The organism is Brevibacillus migulae (assembly GCF_004521915.1).
GTDB classification, from domain to species: Bacteria; Bacillota; Bacilli; order Brevibacillales; family Brevibacillaceae; genus Brevibacillus_F; species Brevibacillus_F migulae.
This window is the reverse complement of the sequence record NZ_SDKD01000010.1, coordinates 164,843-183,090: the sequence shown is the minus strand read 5'-3', so window position 1 is coordinate 183,090 and position 18,248 is coordinate 164,843. Positions and strand designations below refer to the sequence as shown.

General features: G+C 47.9%; 17 protein-coding genes. 16 read left to right on the top strand and 1 reads right to left on the bottom strand.

The features are described from left to right. The first annotated feature begins 3 nt into the window (after positions 1–3). Both EIZ37_RS13640 and EIZ37_RS13635 read left to right on the top strand, forming a co-directional pair. Positions 4–930, top strand: a complete 927-nt coding sequence (locus EIZ37_RS13640) for an ABC transporter permease (protein ID WP_134685155.1) — start codon at positions 4–6, stop codon at positions 928–930. Next, positions 923–1,720, top strand: coding sequence for an ABC transporter ATP-binding protein (locus EIZ37_RS13635; RefSeq protein WP_134685154.1), 798 nt, complete (start codon positions 923–925; stop codon positions 1,718–1,720). The genes EIZ37_RS13640 and EIZ37_RS13635 overlap by 8 nt, the downstream gene beginning before the upstream one ends. A gap of 95 nt (positions 1,721–1,815) precedes the next feature. Here EIZ37_RS13635 and EIZ37_RS13630 read toward each other — a convergent pair whose 3' ends face one another. After that, positions 1,816–2,433, bottom strand: coding sequence for a DUF3298 and DUF4163 domain-containing protein (locus EIZ37_RS13630; RefSeq protein WP_134685153.1), 618 nt, complete (start codon positions 2,431–2,433; stop codon positions 1,816–1,818). 123 nt (positions 2,434–2,556) lie between these two features. Here EIZ37_RS13630 and EIZ37_RS13625 point away from each other — a divergent pair, with 123 nt between their 5' ends. From EIZ37_RS13625 to EIZ37_RS13565, 14 genes are all read left to right on the top strand, one after another. Beyond that, positions 2,557–4,845 (top strand): DEAD/DEAH box helicase, encoded by a 2,289-nt coding sequence (locus tag EIZ37_RS13625; RefSeq protein ID WP_134685152.1) that lies wholly within the window; start codon positions 2,557–2,559, stop codon positions 4,843–4,845. After that, positions 4,835–6,082, top strand: coding sequence for a ribonuclease H-like domain-containing protein (locus EIZ37_RS13620; protein ID WP_134685151.1), 1,248 nt, complete (start codon positions 4,835–4,837; stop codon positions 6,080–6,082). Before EIZ37_RS13625 ends, EIZ37_RS13620 begins: the two co-directional genes overlap by 11 nt. A 273-nt stretch (positions 6,083–6,355) precedes the next feature. Then, a complete protein-coding gene (locus tag EIZ37_RS13615; protein ID WP_134685150.1) occupies positions 6,356–7,993 on the top strand; it encodes a peptide ABC transporter substrate-binding protein in 1,638 nt (545 codons plus the stop codon). An 18-nt stretch (positions 7,994–8,011) separates the two neighbouring features. Beyond that, positions 8,012–8,899: an acetamidase/formamidase family protein gene (locus EIZ37_RS13610; protein WP_134685149.1), complete on the top strand. Its 888-nt coding sequence runs from the start codon at positions 8,012–8,014 to the stop codon at positions 8,897–8,899. Positions 8,900–8,930: 31 nt separating this feature from the next. Then, complete coding sequence (locus EIZ37_RS26435) at positions 8,931–9,281, top strand: M20/M25/M40 family metallo-hydrolase (protein WP_235828016.1); 351 nt, start codon at positions 8,931–8,933, stop codon at positions 9,279–9,281. A 14-nt stretch (positions 9,282–9,295) separates the two neighbouring features. After that, on the top strand, positions 9,296–9,457 hold the full coding sequence (locus tag EIZ37_RS26430) for a hypothetical protein (RefSeq protein ID WP_235828014.1): 162 nt from the start codon (positions 9,296–9,298) through the stop codon (positions 9,455–9,457). 515 nt (positions 9,458–9,972) lie between these two features. Beyond that, the gene (gene cntA, locus EIZ37_RS13600) at positions 9,973–11,580 is read left to right on the top strand and encodes a staphylopine-dependent metal ABC transporter substrate-binding lipoprotein (RefSeq protein WP_134685148.1); all 1,608 of its coding nucleotides are present in this window, start codon (positions 9,973–9,975) and stop codon (positions 11,578–11,580) included. A 21-nt stretch (positions 11,581–11,601) separates the two neighbouring features. Beyond that, entirely contained in the window at positions 11,602–12,534 is a 933-nt protein-coding gene (gene opp1B / locus EIZ37_RS13595) for a nickel/cobalt ABC transporter permease (RefSeq protein WP_134685147.1), read from the top strand. Then, the gene (cntC, locus tag EIZ37_RS13590; RefSeq protein ID WP_134685146.1) at positions 12,535–13,428 is read left to right on the top strand and encodes a staphylopine uptake ABC transporter permease subunit CntC; all 894 of its coding nucleotides are present in this window, start codon (positions 12,535–12,537) and stop codon (positions 13,426–13,428) included. Positions 13,429–13,435: 7 nt separating this feature from the next. After that, positions 13,436–14,257, top strand: a complete 822-nt coding sequence (cntD, locus tag EIZ37_RS13585; protein WP_134685145.1) for a staphylopine uptake ABC transporter ATP-binding protein CntD — start codon at positions 13,436–13,438, stop codon at positions 14,255–14,257. Next, positions 14,244–14,987 (top strand): ABC transporter ATP-binding protein, encoded by a 744-nt coding sequence (locus EIZ37_RS13580; RefSeq protein ID WP_134685144.1) that lies wholly within the window; start codon positions 14,244–14,246, stop codon positions 14,985–14,987. Before cntD ends, EIZ37_RS13580 begins: the two co-directional genes overlap by 14 nt. A 51-nt stretch (positions 14,988–15,038) precedes the next feature. Then, a complete protein-coding gene (cntE, locus tag EIZ37_RS13575; RefSeq protein ID WP_134685143.1) occupies positions 15,039–16,220 on the top strand; it encodes a staphylopine family metallophore export MFS transporter CntE in 1,182 nt (393 codons plus the stop codon). 246 nt (positions 16,221–16,466) lie between these two features. Next, positions 16,467–17,723 (top strand): GTP-binding protein, encoded by a 1,257-nt coding sequence (locus EIZ37_RS13570; RefSeq protein WP_134685142.1) that lies wholly within the window; start codon positions 16,467–16,469, stop codon positions 17,721–17,723. After that, on the top strand, positions 17,720–18,217 hold the full coding sequence (locus EIZ37_RS13565; protein ID WP_134685141.1) for a GNAT family N-acetyltransferase: 498 nt from the start codon (positions 17,720–17,722) through the stop codon (positions 18,215–18,217). The genes EIZ37_RS13570 and EIZ37_RS13565 overlap by 4 nt, the downstream gene beginning before the upstream one ends. Positions 18,218–18,248: the final 31 nt, after the last annotated feature.

Genomic DNA, 18,248 nt, shown 5'->3' with positions numbered 1-18,248 from the left:
CAAATGGGTTTCGCATTTAATGGAGCAATTGAACAAGGGCTGTTGTTTGCAATTATGGCTCTTGGCGTTTATTTAACCTTTCGTATCTTAAACTTTCCGGACATGACGGTGGATGGCAGCTTCGCCCTTGGCGGTGCATTGGCTGCCAAGCTGATCATCGAAGGAACCAACCCGCTGCTGGCGACGCTCTTGGCGATGGTCGCCGGTGCGGTGGCGGGTATCTTTACAGGTGTACTGAGCACAAAAGGGAAAATCAATGGACTTTTAGCTGGTATTTTAACGATGATTGCGTTGTATTCGATTAATTTGCGGATCATGGAACAAGCCAACCTGCCATTGCTGCGGGAAGATACCTTATACACGATGGTAAAGGGATGGGAACTTCCGGACTTAGCCATCGCAGGAACAACCCTTTTATCCGGGGAAGCACTCGTCTTTTTGCTGTTGGTAGCCGTAGTGATCGCCTTGGTCGTCTGGTTTTTGCACACGGACTTCGGTCTCGATCTTCGCGCGACTGGTGATAATCCGACGATGATTCGCAGCTTTGGCGCCAATACGGATGGCACGACCATCATGGGACTGGCGATTGCCAATGCGATGGTGGCTGCATCCGGATCCCTGGTTGCCCAGTACCAAGGCTTTGCGGATGTAGGGATGGGAATCGGGATGATCGTGATCGGGCTTGCTTCCGTCATTGTCGGGGAAGTGCTCTTCGGAAGCTCCACGATTTTGCGTGCAGCCATTGCGGTTGTACTCGGATCGGTTGTGTACCGTCTGGTGATCATGCTTGCCTTGCAAGCAGGTCTGGAAGCATCCGATATGAAGCTGATTACGGCGGTTATCGTAATCATTGCGCTGACCTTGCCGAATGTGCTGAAAGGCGTATGGAAGAAGACGACACAAACAAAGGGGGGCGGTACACATGCTTAAGGTCTCCCAAGTACGTAAAGTGTTTAACGAAGGAACCGTAAACGAGAAGATTGCCCTGCAGCGCATCGATTTGCACCTGGCCCCTGGTGATTTTGTTACTGTCATCGGGAGTAACGGTGCCGGGAAATCGACGTTGATGAATGTCATCTCCGGGGGAATCATCCCGGATCAAGGGCAGATCACCATCGATGGCAAAGAAGTGACGAAGCTGGGAGAACACCAGCGCGCCTCGCTCATTGGACGTGTGTTCCAGGATCCTACAGCAGGTACGGCTCCCAATATGACGATCGAGGAAAATTTGGCGATCGCATTGGGGCGCGGGGCGGGCAGACGTTTTGCGCTTGGCGTGAACAAGCAAAAGCGGGAATTGTTTCGCGAACAACTGCGTCTGCTGGATCAAGGGCTGGAGGATCGCCTGAAAACAAAAGTGGGCTTCCTATCCGGAGGCCAAAGACAGGCGCTGAGCCTGCTGATGGCAACCTTCACAAAGCCGAAAATTCTGCTGCTGGATGAGCATACAGCGGCGCTCGATCCAAAGCGTGCTCAGCTGATTGTCGACCTGACGGAAAAAGTGGTCGAGCAAAACAAACTGACGACGCTGATGGTCACTCACAACATGGAGCAGGCCCTGAATATGGGGAATCGGTTGCTCATGCTGCATAATGGAACCATCATTCTGGATATTCCGCAGGAGCAAAAGAAACAAATGTCAACGCAGGATCTGCTGCGTGCGTTTGAACAAGCGCGCGGGGGCGAAGCGTTTGCGGAAGACCGTTATATCTTGACGTAAGCCAATAAATGAAAAACTCCGAATCCGTTGCTGGATCGGAGTTTTTTTCGTAGCATAGCCAAGTTTTCGAATGGCGGGAAAGCATTCAAAGTAGCTTACTGGCTGTCAATCGCCAGAATGCTAATCGGGCTTTGATCCGTCACTAGAGGAAGCAGTGTATAGTTGGTGATGGGAAACATCGGAAAGCCATAGTAGTATGGTGCGAGGGCGTAAAGCTGATAAAAGAGGACGATGGATTTATCGGCCAGGTAAAAGTCCTGGTTGGGCGAGATGGCAGTGAACGGGGATAGAACAGGGATTTGCCGCAGCTGGATCTGGATTTGCACTTCTCTGGACAATACATTGACGTAGGGAGCTCCGGGCTTGAACAGATCAGGAAGCTGATACATTCTGCCAGTATTGACATCAAACGTTAAGCCTTTGAGCAGGGTCATCCCATGTGCGCTGGGGGTAGACATCGCGTAGTTGCTCAAGGTAAGGCTGAGAATGCCGCGCTCATTGGTTTTCAATTCATAATGTCCGATCATTTCGTACTGATTGGAGGTCAAATATTTGCCTTGTTCCTTGATCAGCGCATTTACCTGACTGATAATGGCGTTGTTGACGATTTTGGCTGCAGCAGGAGAAGGGCCGCTAATCTGTGGGTACAAAATGGTCACGCGATCATGCTTGATTTGCTTGGTCTCGATCCCGACCGGTAATTGAAATGCCATCTATCCGACACCCCTGTTCTCAGCAGTTGGTTTCCTATACCCTATTCAGAAAAGAGGAAAATGTCTTTCGTGATTTACACCGCGAACATTCATTCGTACAATAGAGAGAAGAGGGTGATCATCATGATGAGAAAACAGACCATGTCTGAAATATTGAGCCAATTACAGCAAGAGGCGCGGTTTTCCGCCAATATCGTTCGTTGGGAAACGATCCCCGCGCGAGAGGCACGTACGGTTTCCTTTCCTGATACGTTGGACAGCCGCATTCGAGAAACGTTGGAGAAGAGAGGAATCACCTCGTTATATACGCATCAGGCAACTGCTTATGAAGCTGTGCGCAGCGGTAAGCATATCGTGGCGGTAACACCTACCGCTTCTGGCAAGAGTATGTGCTATCATTTGCCGATTTTACAGACGTTGACAGAAGACCCGCAAGCCAGGGCGTTGTATTTGTTTCCAACAAAAGCGCTGGCACAAGATCAAAAAAGCGAATTGCTCGAATTGATTGGTGAGATGGGCTTGCCGATTAAGTCGGAAACGTATGATGGGGACACGCCTGCGAATATTCGCCAAATGGTGCGCAAAGCAGGCAATATCGTCATTACGAACCCCGATATGCTTCATTCCGCCATTCTGCCGCATCATACAAAATGGGTTTCGTTTTTCGAGCACTTGAAATTCATCGTGATTGATGAGCTTCATACATATCGTGGTGTTTTCGGCAGCCATGTCGCCAATGTCATCCGCAGGTTAAAACGGATTTGCAAGTTTTATGGCAGCAAGCCGCAATTCATTTGCACCTCCGCGACGATTGCCAATCCGCGGGAGCTTGCTGAGCATCTGACAGAGGAGCCCATGCAGCTTGTTGATAATAACGGTGCACCAACGGGTGTGAAGCATTTTATTTTCTACAATCCACCGGTGGTGAATCCCCAGCTCAATATACGGCGAAGCGCTACGCTGGAGGCTAGGGATATTACGGAGCGATTCCTGCTCAACGGAATCCAGACCATTCTGTTTGCCAGAAGCCGCGTGAGAGTGGAGATTTTGCTTACGTATTTGCAAGAGCTGATCAAGCGGAAATTGGGGCCGAAGACGATCCAAGGCTATCGCGGCGGATATCTGCCCAGCCAGCGACGGGCGATCGAGAAGGGCCTGCGGGATGGCGAGATCATCGGGGTTGTCAGCACGAATGCCCTGGAGCTTGGCGTCGATATCGGACAGCTGCAGGTATGCGTGATCACCGGTTATCCAGGATCGGTTGCCAGCACATGGCAGCAAGCGGGACGGGCAGGGCGCAGGCAAGGCGAGTCCGCCGTCATTTTGGTCGGAAGCTCTTCGCCGCTGGATCAGTATGTCATCCAGCATCCCGAGTATTTTCTGGAGCGAAGTCCTGAGACGGCCAGGATCAATCCGGACAATTTGATCATTCTCGTGGATCATTTGAAGTGCGCTGCCTATGAGCTTCCTTTTTCAGAGGGGGAAACCTTTGGCAATGCGGAGATCGTGGAAATTCTGGAGTTTCTGACCGAGGAACAGATCCTTCACTTTTCGAAAAACAAGTGGTTTTGGATGAATGATTCGTTTCCTGCCCACAACATCAGCTTGCGCTCTGCCTCGCAGGAGAATGTCGTCATTGTGGATATCACCGAACGAGGGGAGGAAAAAGTGATCGGCGAGATGGATCGGTTCAGTTCGCTCACCTTATTGCACGAAGAGGCGATCTATCTGCATCAAGGCAGACAGTATCAGGTGGAAAAACTGGATTATGAAGAAAAGAAAGCATTTGTTCGCGAGGTGCAGGTCGATTACTATACCGATGCCAACCTGGCCGTGTCGCTGAAAGTGCTGGAGCAGGATGAGCGGCGAATGAGCCAAGAGACTGAGTTCGGCTACGGGGAAGTATCCGTCCACGCGATGGCTACGATCTTCAAGAAAATCAAGTTTGAAACGCACGAAAACATTGGATCAGGGCCAATCCATTTACCCGAAGAAGAGCTGCACACCAATGCGGCTTGGATCAGCTTTCCGGAAGCGCTGATGGCTTCATTGGGCAAGGAGCAGCTGGAGCGGGGCCTGGCAGGACTGTCCCATGTATTGCGGCACGTCGCTCCCCTGAAGGTGATGTGCGACCCGCAGGATCTGCACGTAGTGCCCCAGCGCAAAGCCATTCATACGGGACAACCATCGATCTTTTTTTATGATCGCTACCCAGGAGGAATCGGTCTGAGTGAACAGGTATACAAAGAGATGGAAATGATATTGTCACAGGCAGAGCATCTCATCGCGTCCTGCTCCTGTCACTCCGGATGTCCGTCTTGTGTAGGAGCTGCGGAGGATGACGGAGGAGAAAAAGAAATGGCCTTAACCTTGCTTCGCGTTGCCCAAGGAGGCAATATGCATGTCTCTTAAAAACAAGCTGCAGCGATTCAAAGAGCAAGGTCATCTATCGCAGGAAAGTACGAAAAAGATCGTGCCTTCACCCCAGATTCTCCATGAGGACAAATGGAAGCAGCTTCAGGCTAAGCCGTATACTGTGGATGGAGAGCACATCGTCCTTCGTGAGCTCTGCTTTCCTTTGCATACGAGGCATGGACACTATCGGTTTGAGCAGTTATTTGAAGTAATGGAGGCATGGGCGGAGGCGGGGATGACTCATCCGCTTTCAACCGCCGACCGGATGCCGAGAGATTTGCTTTTCTTTGATACGGAAACAACCGGACTGCATGGCGGGACGGGGAACACGATATTCTTGTTAGGCTACAGCCGATTCATGGACGATCATGTGGTGGTCAGGCAGCATTTTTTGCCTGCCCCTGAGGTAGAGCTCGTCTTGTATCAGTCGTTCCTCGATTATATCCATGATGCGAAGGATTTGGTCACGTATAACGGAAAAGCATTCGACTGGCCGCAGGTGAAGACGCGTCATACACTGCTACGGGATTCGATCGCGGCTCTTCCGGTGTTTGGGCATGTCGATTTGCTGCACGGCGCTCGCAGGCTGTGGAAGCATGAATTGCCATCTTGTCGTTTGTCGATTGTAGAAAAAGAAAAGCTGGGCATTCATCGGGAAAGCGATGTTCCAGGTGCGATGGCTCCCATGCTGTATTTTGAATACATGCAGCAAAAAGATCCGCAAATCATGGAGGGCATACTCGAGCACAATGAAAAGGACGTACTCTCCCTGATTACGCTCTACATTCATATGTCCAAGCTGGTATTATCCAGAGAACAGCAGATGTCGTCTATCGATGAACGGTTTGAAATTGCCAGATGGCATGAAGCGCTAGGAGCGGATGCCCACGCGTTGGACCATTACCGGGTAATCGTGCGCAGCGGTGATCGGCGCAAGGTTCATGCGATGGCAGCGATGGGGCATATCTATAAAAAGCAGAAATGCTGGGAGAAGGCGGTCGCTGCTTGGGAATATGCCATGAAAGAGTCGGCCCATGTCCCAGAGGAGATCTATGTAGAAACTGCGAAAATCTATGAACACCAGTACAAGGATTATGAAAAGGCATTGCACTATACGCAGCGGGCCATGGAAGTGTGGCGTAAGAAGAGCACGCTGCTGCGCTATCCCGCCAAGAGTGAATGGAATGCGTATCAAAAACGGATCGATCGGTTGCAAAAACGATTAAATAAATAGAAGGATAGTTCTTGATCGAGAAAGCTGTCGTGGTGGGAATCCTGTTCACCCACCACGGCAATTTAGTTGGAAGCAGTGAAAATACTCATTCTACCGATGAATAGAAATGAATCAACAATGAATACTAAAAGAATCGGAGTTTCTCATAGTATGCCCTTACTGATCAACAATGGTTGCTTGGCTAGAAGCCATCACGAAGTAGTCATCAAGCAAAAATATTTGCAATATTCCTGCGATTGGTTTCGGACGTATAATAAAGGAGGGCAATCCACTATGAAGAAAGGAGTTTTTTTCCTCTTCCGTTCGGTAACGGCTGCCGCATTGTTGCTGACAGGATTCGTGACACAGTCCTCAGCACAAGTGGCTGCAGAAGGCAATGAGTCACAGGCTGCCACTTGCTTTCGCCCAGCACTTGAGACGGAGCAGGTGCTGCGATTGAATACAGGAGAGCCAGCGACTCTTGATCCGTCAAGAGCGGAGGACGTCGTCTCGGGGGCGATCATCCGTGCGATGTTTGACGGACTTGTTCGACTGGATCGGGATGGGCAACCGCAGGCGTCACTTGCTTCAGAGATCAAGGTCTCGAAAGACAAAAAAACGTATCTTTTTAAGTTGCGAGATGCCGTCTGGACGAATGGCGATCCTGTCACGGCATACGATTTTGCCTATGCTTGGCTGCGCACGCTCAATCCGAAGACAGGATCAGGCTCGGCCTACCAATATTTCGTGATCAAAAATGCTCGGGCGTATAACGCAGGGGAGGCTGCGATAGAGGATGTCGGAATCAGCGTAATTGATCACAAGACCTTGCAGGTTACGTTGGAAAATCCGGTTCCATACTTTTTACATGTAGCGGCGTTTTACTACCCGCAGCATCAGAAAACGATCGAAAACAACAAGGATTGGGCGAATCACCCAAAGACACTCATCAGCAATGGCCCTTTCAAGCTGAAACAGTGGCATCACAAAAGGAAGCTGGTGCTGGTCAAAAATGATCGATACTGGGACAAAGAGGCGGTGAAGCTGGAGACCATCGAGTTTTCGATGGTTGACGACGCGAATACGGAGCTAGCCATGTTTGAAAACGGTGAACTGGACTGGGCTGGTCAACCGATGAGCATGCTGCCGGTAGACGCAATCCAGCCGCTGCGTGAGCAAGGGAAGCTGATTACCCAGCCAAAAGCAACCACCTACTACATAAGGTTTAATACGACGCGAATACCATTTACCAATGAAAAAATTCGGAAAGCATTTGCTTATGCGATCAATCGCCAAGAGATTGCGGAGCATATCGGGCAGGCAGGACAAACGCCGCTTACTGGGTTTGTCCCTGTCTCTGCTCCATTAAACCCAAACGGCTATTTCAAAGACAATGATCCGGTACTGGCGAAGCAATTATTAGCGGAAGGAATGAAGGAGCTGGGTCTGACCAAGCTTCCGCCGCTTACCTATTTATTTAACACCTTAGATCGGAATAAAAAAATTGCGGAGGTTCTGCAAGCAAAATGGAAAAGCGTCTTAGGCGCCGAAGTAACCTTGTTGAACAAAGAAACCAAGGTTTTTTTGGACGATCAGGCGCAGATGAAATTTGACATCTCGCGCTCCAGTTGGACGGGAGATTACAACGATGCGATAAATTTTCTGGAAAAGTTCATCGAGGTAGAAGGCACGTCCAATCTTACCGGCTGGCACAATCGTAAATACAGTGAGTTGATTCGCAAGGCGTATAAGGAAGCGGACGAGGCCAAAAGGAAGGAGTACTTGCTGGAGGCGGAAACGATTTTGATGGATGAAATGCCGGTGACGGGGATATTCAGTGATGTCAACGCATGGGTACAGAGTGAGTCGGTCAAGGGGATTCAGATTGATCCAGTCGGGTATATCGATTTCAAGTGGGCATACAAAGAGTAAAGCGGGAGAGGGAAACAAATGACAACCATCCAAAAAGAACATCATATTTTTGCGTTTGCAAATGACATGGCACCCATTGCGTCTGTGAAATCTGGCAGTGAGGTGGTATTTGAAACTTACGACTGCTACAAAGATGCGTTGAAGGAAAACACGCGTGACGAGTTTCTTAAGCTGCAGAATATCAACCCGGCTACCGGACCGCTCGCCATCGCAGGTGCGGAACCGGGGGACACCCTGAAGGTAAGCATTCTATCGATCCAAGTTGCTGAAGTAGGAACCATGCGCATCCGGCCGGGAGCGGGCGTATTAAAGCGTTGTGTAGAGTATCCGGAAGTCCGCAAATTAAAGATTAAGAACGGATTCGTAAAGCTCAAGGAAGATTTGCTGCTTCCCGTTCGCCCGATGATTGGCGTAATCGGTGTAGCTCCAGCCGAGGGGAGTGTCTTGACGATTTCACCTGGATCTCATGGCGGCAACATGGATACACAGGAAATCGCGGCAGGAGCTCATGTGTACCTGCCTGTGCGTATTCCTGGAGCGCTTTTGGCAATGGGGGATCTTCATGCAGCAATGGGAGATGGTGAAGTGCCGATCTGTGGAGTGGAGGTGGCCGGTTCGGTTCGCGTACAGGTTGAAGTATTGAAAGGGCAATCTTTTTCCGTGCCGGTTGTTGAAAATGACGAAGATTTTTATGTGATTGCTTCTGCCGAGACGGCTGACGAGGCCTGTGAACAAGCTACCGAGCAAATGTTTCACTTTTTGCGGCAACGGATCACAGGTTTGTCGGACAACGAAATCATCATGGCCATGGGCATCAGCGGAGATCTGCGCATTTCGCAGCTGGTGAATCCATTGAAAACAGCTAAGTATCGCATGCCGAAAGCTTTATTTTCCCTGAAGTTTTAAATCAAAAAAAGGACGAGAGGGGAACGGTGTCATGGGGATCGCCGAGATTTGGAAGCGTTCGGAGGAAATCTTGCCGTGGTTAATCGAAGTGCGACGTGATTTTCACCAACATCCGGAGCTGGGGATGGAGGAGTTTCGAACAAAGGATCAGATCATTCGCTACTTGGAAGAGATGGATATTCCTTATGAGGTAGTGGCTTCGACAGGCATTGTCGGCTTCATCCAAGGGGGCTTGGAAGGGAAAACCGTCGCCCTGCGCGGGGATATGGACGCCTTGCCCATTCTAGAGCAAAACGAGGTAAGCTACAAATCTGCGACTCTTGGAAAAATGCACGCATGCGGCCATGATGCCCATATGACACCCCCAGCTATACATCGCTGATCAACGATGATCGGATGGTCGACCGGGTAAGGCGAGCAGGAGAACAGCTCCTGGGAGCGGAGCATGTGCAGATCAAGGAATTTGCCAATATGGGGGTAGAGGACTTTGCCTTTTTGCCGAAAAAGCACCTGCTGCCTTTTACAATCGGGGCTGCCGCAATGAAGAGGCTGGCGTAATCTATCCGGTTCATCATCCACGCTTCAATATCGACGAACGGTGTTTGCAAATCGGTACGGCCATGCGAGTGCAGAATGCAATCTCGTATTTGCATGATGGAGAGGTAGAGTCCTGAGGTTGCGTTAAATAAAAAATGCACTCGGTTTCCAATTGATCACCATCAAACACCGATATTTTACATGGGACTGCCTCCAGGTAGTCCTTTTTTCGTTGATAAGAATTTTTAAAAATTCTTATCTGCATAATTGCTAGTAAGGCTCGGCCAAAGGCTTGGCGAAGCAAAGTTTTCTAAATTTATGGTGTCAAGAGCAACGTTAAGTGGTTTGACGGCGATAGCGGGAAGGCTGGTCCACTTTTTGCAGAAAAATAGAACGTCAAGTTCGTTGTTGACGAGCAACCAAATTCTGGGTATGATTAAAACCGGTGACAATCGTAATCATTACGATTTATAGAATCTTAATCGTAATGATTATAATTAAGGTCAAACTATCTTATGTACATAGGAGGAAAATGCATGACCAGAGCAATGAGATTTGTATTAGTGGCTGTCATGGTGTCAATCGCGCTGCTGGCTGGCTGCAGTAGCGAGGATGTCGCGAAAAAGGAGTCAACCGACAAAGGAAATGAGCTCGTATATGCCACATCAAAAGATATTAACGATATGAATCCGCACTTTTATACCGGTTCAATGCCCGCTCAAGGGATGGTCTACGAGTCATTGGTAGAAAATACGGAGGATGGAATCAAACCTTTGTTGGCTGAATCTTGGGAAATTTCTGGCGATGGAAAAGTTTACACGTTTCATCTGAGGAAAGATGTGAGGTTCCATGATGGGGAGCCATTTAATGCGGAAGCTGTAAAAAAGAACATGGAAGCTGTGCAAAGCAATGCAAGCAAGCATTCCTGGATCAAGCTATCGACAAAGATCGTGAACTGCAATGTGCTCGATGAATATACCGTTGAATTGGTTTTATCCGAACCGTACTATCCGACGTTGGTTGAATTGTCGATGACCAGACCTTATGTGTTCATCTCACCTAATAACTTCATAGATGGAGGAACGAAAGATGGCGTAAGTGGGTATAACGGGACAGGACCCTATAAGCTTACCGAGCATAAAGTTGACCAGTATGCCGTATTTGAAGCCAATGATCAATACTGGGGCGGCGCGCCTAAAATAAAGAAAATCACGGCAAAAGTGCTTCCCGCAGGGGAAACTACCTTCCTGGCGCTGCAAAAGGGAGAAGTCAACTTTGTCTTTACGGATGATCGAGGCGCAAACAGTCTTGATTTAGAAGCGATGAATCAATTGGTGGAATCGGGTAAGTACCAGATTGTTCGAAGTCAGCCAATGAACACGAGCATGATCGTTGCCAATAGTAGCAAATCCGGGAACCCCGTACATGAAACGGCTGTACGCGAAGCGATATGGTACGCCATTGATCGAGAGACCATCAGCAAACAAATATTTGATGGAACTGAACAGGCAGCGTATACCCTTTTCTCTTCCAACGTCAATTACGCAGATGTGGAATTGGAAAAACGCGAATTCGACTTGGAAAAAGCGAAACAGATCCTGGAGAATGCGGGCTGGGTTTTAGGGAAAGAGGGTGAATTCAGAACAAAAGACGGAAATCCATTAGCCATGAAGTTCTATTATGATGTGAATTCCTCCTCTCAAAAAACGATGGCTGAATTTATTCAGAATACGATGAAAAAAATCGGGATTCAACTAGAGATTATCGGTGAGGAGTCTTCTTCAATTGCAACTAGAAGGTCTTCCGGGGACTATGATTTGCTTTTCAATCAAACCTGGGGACTCGCCTACGATCCGCAAAGCACAATCGCCGCTTTCACTTCCAAGTCATCCTATTTTCATTCGACGAGCGGTATTGCGAAAGCGGATGAGCTCTATCAAAAAATAGAACAAGTGATGGTATCGACAGATGAGCAAACAAGAAAATCGTTATATGCAGATATTTTAACCATTGTTCATGATGAAGCTGTCTTTATTCCGATTACCAATGGACGAGTCACGATCTTGGCTCCCAAAAACCTGCAGGGCCTCTCATTTAAGCAAACACAGTTCGAGCTTCCATTTGAGCGTATGCACTTTGAATAAATACATAGTAAGGGGATTGCTATGGGCCGTTATATCACCAAAAGGTTATTGATTTCGATTCCTTTGGTCCTGCTGATATCGTTCGTAACGTTTGCATTCATTCATCTCTCTCCCTTAGATCCCGCCGAAGTCGTGTTGCACTCGCAAGGCGTACCGAAAATAACAGAGGAGTTAATTGAGCAAACAAAGGCAGAACTGGGGATGGATCAACCTTTTCTAACCCGTTACCTTCGTTGGGCCGTTTCATGCCTGCAGCTTGATTTTGGAAAATCATACGTCAATGGAAAACCCGTGTGGTCTTTGCTTGGCCCAGCCTTTATTAATACGTTTAAGCTGACGATGGTCTCGGCAGTTTCCATTGTTGTGCTGTCTATCGTATTGGGGGTAGTCTGCGCATTGAAAGCAGGAAAAATGGTGGATAAATCGATCAGGGGGGCTTCCTTTTTTCTCACGTCCATGCCATCTTACTGGCTTGCTGCGCTGATGATCTGGTATTTTGCCGTCAAGCTGGATTGGCTGCCGACAAGCGGAATGGATTCGTACAAAAGCTATCTATTGCCGGTGACTGTGATTACCATCAACTACGCTGGCATCTATTTTCGAATCATTCGCAGTTCCATGTTAAGCAACATGAATGAAGACTATGTCCTCTATGGCAGGGCATGCGGGTTACCGGAGAAGAAAATCACGATGCACATTTTACGGAATTCTTTGCAGGTGGCCGTTTCTGTATTTTGCATGGCGATTCCCATCATCTTGGGAAGCACAGTTGTGGTAGAAAACATATTTGCTTGGCCGGGCTTAGGTACACTCAGCGTAAAATCCATTTTAAGCAGGGACTTCCCGATCATCCAAGCGTATGTCCTGGTGTTGGCAGTCGCCTTTATTTTATTCAATACCATTTCTGACATTATCAATGCGGCGATGAACCCGAAAGTAAGGAATGATCTCTAAATGAATCGATTGAAATATGTGCTGAAGGACAAGGTAGCTGCTCTCTCATTATCCATTATTGCGGTGACGACAGTGGCAGGGGTATTTGCGCCTTTTATTGCGCCGCATGATCCCGAAGAAGTCAATATGGAGCTTCAATTCGCAGCCTCATCATGGGAATATCTTTTAGGCAACGACCATCTGGGGCGATGCATGTTATCCCGTTTGATTTACGGAATCCGTCCCAGCATGCTATGGGTGTTCGCTGCGCTGGTGCTATCTGTAACGATTGGGTCGATTGTAGGCTTTCTTGCAGGCTACTTCCGAGGAAAAACAGATGCCTTCTTGATGCGGGTTTGCGATGTGATGCTTTCATTTCCGGGGTATGTCATGACATTGGCAGTCATCGGCATTTTGGGCGTAGGGTTTGAAAATATACTGCTCGCCTTTGTATTGATGAAATGGGCGTGGTTTGCTCGGATCATCCGAACGTCTGTCATGCAGTATGCGGAATCCGAATATGTAAAGTTCTCCAAAGCGATCGGCGCTAGCCACTTGAAAATAATGATTTCGCACATCATTCCCGTTGCATTGCCTGACATCGCGGTCATAGCAAGCAGTTCCTTCGGTTCGATGATTTTGCAAATATCCGGGTTTTCCTTCTTGGGATTAGGGATTCAAGCTCCGCAAGCTGAGTGGGGCATGATGCTGAATGAAGCAAGGGAGGTCATGTTTTCACGTCCAGAATTAATGTTAGCTCCCGGCCTTACCATTGTGATCATCGTATCGGCCATCAATTATTTGGCTGACACGCTCCAAGTTGCGCTGGATCCACAATTAATGACCTCTAAGAATAAGCAGCTAGGATTTGAAACCACGTCTATCGCGAAGCTCGAAGGAAAAGGGGTGGCGTAATCCAGTTATGAATCTGTTGGAAGTCAACCATTTGAAAATTTGGGATAGCCACACGGATCGCGTTATCATTCCAAATAGTTCTTTCCATGTTAAGCAGGGAAGCTGCCTGGCCATCGTAGGAGAAAGCGGTAGCGGAAAGTCTGTAACTTGCAGGGCTATCATGAGATTGAATAAAGTCGGGATCCGACAAAGCGGAGACATTTTGTTCAAAGGTGAAAATTTGAGCGAACTTTCCGAGAAAGAGATGAGGAAACGGAGGGGAAAACATCTCTGCATGATTTTGCAACATGGCATGCGTGCCTTTGATCCCTCTTGTGTGGTGGGAGTTCATCTAAAAGAGACGCTTGCTGAGCATTTCGGCTGGAGTCAAGGAGAAATCATAGCCAGGATGAAGAGTGCCATGGAAAACGTGATGCTGAAAAACCCGATAGAGGTGATGAATAAATATCCTCACCAGTTATCGGGTGGGATGCTGCAGCGGGTGATGATCGCGCTGGCTCTTGTATTGGAGCCTGACATCATTATTGCGGATGAGCCCACGACAGCACTCGATACAATCTCTCAGTTCGAAGTCGTTGAACAGTTCCTTCAATTACGGGAACAAATGGGATGCTCCATGATATTCGTTTCTCATGATTTGGGGATTGTCAAATTAATAGCCGATGAAGTTCTGGTTATGAAAGACGGAAAGATTGTTGAAAACGGGACGACCCGTGCCATATTCACAGACCCTCAGCATGAATATACCCGTTACTTGATCTCCACGAAGCAGGTGCTAAATCAACACTATAAGAAAATCTTGGGAGGAGTTAGCTTTGCTGAGCGTTGATTGCATTGAGAAATCATACAAAAAAGGCGGATTGTTCTCTAAGAAAAAAGAGCAAGTGTTGAAAAATATCAGCTTCGAATGCAAGCGCGGGGAGTGTCTCGGCATCATCGGTGAAAGTGGAAGTGGGAAATCCACATTGGGACGATTGCTATTGGGAATTGAAAAGCCGGATCGAGGAACCATCTTTTTTGAGGGCAAAAGTGTAGGGAATCGAAGGGTGAGAATGGGGAACATCAGCGCAGTATTTCAAGATTACACCTCCTCCATCAATCCATTTTATACGGTTGAAGAGGCCATTCTGGAGCCTTTGCACATGAAAAAAGAGCTGCTAGGAGGGGTTCAAAGCAAGATTGATCAAGTATTATGCCAGGTTGGGCTGAATCCGTCCTATCGAAAAAAGTATCCCCATGAGTTATCCGGGGGGGAGGCTCAAAGGGTATGTATCGCGAGAGCCGTTTCGACTGAACCGAAATGCATCCTTTTCGATGAAGCAATCAGCTCTTTGGATGGATCCGTACAAATTCAAGTGCTTGAATTGCTGAAAAACTTGAGGAAGCTTTACGACATGGGCTATATCTTCATCACCCATGATATACAAGCCGCCGCCTATATTTGCGACAGAGTCATGATCATCCGAAATGGTGAGATCGAAGAAATCGTTAAGGTTGAACATCTAAAAGATGTCCAGTCTGCGTATTCAAAGAAATTGCTGCAGATGATCATTGCGTAACTTGATTACACAATAGAGAGACCAAAGGGTGTATGGGAAGGAGCAAAAGCTGTGAGAGGGGCTCTGTCTTGGCCATTTTTGCGATTATATATGTTGACTCTTTTGTATTTTAGCGCGAACTCTATCCTGAATGTGATCATTCCATTGAAAGGAGCAATGCTGGGCGCGACCAATACAACGATCGGGATCATCATGGGAGCGTATTTGTTCACAACCATGTTTATTCGGCCGTGGGCAGGCCATGTCATTCAAAAACATGGGGCGATCAAGGTGCTCCGTACGATTCTGATTTTCAATGGATGTGCTTTGCTTCTGTACACGTTTACCGGACTGGAGGGATATTTCGCTGCCAGGGTCTTGCAAGGAGTGTGTACCGCTTTTTTCTCCATGGCATTACAGCTGGGCATTATTGATGCGTTGCCGGATCAGGATCGTTCTCAAGGCATCTCGATGTATTCCTTGTGTGCTTCTATGCCCGGTATTCTTGGACCCTTACTTGCTCTTGGCATCTGGCATACGGGAGATGGACATTATTTTACCGTTGCCATGATCACGATTGCGGTCCTTACCGGGGTGGCGGGCTATAGCGCCAAAATGGACAAAAAAGAGGCAGAGCCTCCTTCGGTTCAGTCAGAGCGGGGAGCAACGATGTTTCAGTCATTCAGCCAATTGGTGAAAAATCCGCATTTATGCAAATGCAGCGGTTTGATGCTGACGGCGTCCATCATATTCGGTGCGGTTACCACTTTCATACCGCTGTATGCGGGGCAAATCAAGTACGGGAATGCGGGAATTTATCTTATGCTGCAGGCGGGGACTGTCGTATTGGCACGGTTTCTATTGCGGAAAAAAATCCCTTCGGACGGAAAATGGCGTTCCTCTTTCATGATGGGGATTATGCTAATTCTTGCAATAGCAGCTCTAAGTGTAAGTTTTTCCGCATTGGGTGGGGCCGTCTTATTCTACATTGGAGCAGTCTTAATGGGAATTGCGCAAGCGTTGCTCTATCCTACATTAACAACATATTTAACCTTTGTCCTGCCGCAGGCGAATCGCAATGTGTTGATCGGATTGTTCATTGCGATGGCTGATTTGGGCGTTTCGTTGGGGGGAGTTATTATGGGGCCGGTCGCGGATCATTCCTCTTATTCGTTTATGTATTTGATCTGCTCAATCTTAGGCGTGGCCATGATGTTTTTTACATACGATCGAAGCAAAAAAATGGCTGTATGAAGCGAAGGCATCAGAAATGTGCTTGTTAATCCTGATAGCTTGTACCTTTTTCCAGTTTGATTTCTAAGTACGTATAGGATGTACATATAGTGCTAATAGGTTCGCAATCAATTACAGCAGCATGCGGGAATGCGGTACTATTCGCAATAAATCGTAATAAATACGATTTGTATTGACAAATGGTAGGCAACTCCAGTAGGCTAATAAACGTAAATAAGAATAATTACGATTTGTGGAGGGGTTTTCATGCAATACCAAGAGCAAAAACAAATCCTTGAAATAGAGCCGGATCATCGCATCCCGGTGACCGTATTAAGCGGTTATTTGGGTTCCGGAAAAACAACCATCTTGAATCATGTGCTGAACAACCGTGAAGGATGGAAAGTCGCCGTCATTGTGAACGATCTGAGTGAGCTAAACATTGATGCCGCGCTAGTCAAGCAAAACAGCAGCCTCTCCCGAACGGATGAGAAAGTCGTCGAAATGTCCAATGGCTGCATCTGCTGCACGCTGCGGGAAGACCTGCTGGTGGAAGTCGAGCGGTTGGCCAAGGAAGGTGCCTACGATTACATTTTGATTGAATCGACGGGAATCGGTGAGCCTATCCCGGTGGCACAGACCTTTAGCTATGTGGACGAGGAGAATGGGATTGATTTAACTCGTTATTGCCGTCTTGATACGATGGTAACCGTGGTGGATGCTTACCGATTCTGGCATGACTTTTCATCGGGAGAAAATTTGCTGGATCGCCAGCAAGCCGCAAGCGAGGATGACTTACGGGAAGTGGTTGATCTGTTGATTGAACAGATTGAATTTTGTGATGTGTTGGTAATTAACAAATGCGATATGGTCCCGGAGAAAGAACTGGAGCAATTGGAGCGTATTCTTCGAAGGCTGCAGCCATCAGCCAAAATCGTCCGCTCCGTCCATGGGAGAGTCGCTCCGAATCAAATTTTACATACGCAATTGTTTGACTTTGACAAAGCAAGTCAATCCGCGGGCTGGATGAAGGAGCTGCAGCAAGATCATCATACACCTGAGACGGAAGAATACGGTGTTTCCTCCTTTGTGTACCGCAGAAGAGTTCCTTTTCATCCCGAGCGGTTCATGCGATGGCTCGAGCAGTGGCCGGAAGAAGTCGTTCGCGCAAAAGGGTTCCTCTGGATCGCGACGCGCAATGATGTCGCTATGACGGTTAGCCAGGCTGGCCCCTCCATTCAGATCGGGGCAGCTGGATATTGGGTAGCAGCTTTGCCGCATGAGGAGCAGGAGCAAATCAAACAGGAGAATCCAGAATGGTACCAGACATTTGATCCAAAGTACGGTGATCGGCAGAACGAAATTGTGTTTATCGGGATCGAGATGAATCAAGAGGAAATGATCCGTGATTTGGATCGATGCTTGCTGACAGAAGTGGAGCTGGAGCAAGATTGGACGCTATTTGCTGATCCAATGCCAGTGGTTTCGACAGTTTTGGAAGAGGAGAGAGAAGTTCTCACATGAATATCCGTGAAGCTCGAAAAGAAAATATCGGAGCCATCATTGACTTTGTTCTACCGATCCGTCGAGATGTTTTTCCCATGCTGGATCATACACAGGTTCCGCGGGATCTCCAAGCATTTGAGCACACCTACATTATTCCTCAAAGGTCAGCATTTTTGCTCGCGCATGATGAGAAAGGCACAATCGTTGGATGTATCGGCGTGGTCCCTTATGATGGAAGGTTTCCCGAATTATCCGAAGCATTCGAATTAAGCAACTCCGCAGAGATTGTCAAATGTTACGTGGATCCAAAGCTGCGCAGGAAAGGCGTCGGAAAAAAACTGGTTCAACAAGCAATCCTGTTTTGCAAACAACAACAATATACGACCGCCTACCTGCACACTCATCTGTTCTTGCCGGGAGCCGTCCATTTTTGGGACTCTCATGGATTTCACATGATAAAAGAAGAGCAAGATGAGTTGGAAACCGTACATATGGCACGACTTGTTGTATAAATCGTAATGATTACACTTAAGAGTGCTCTTG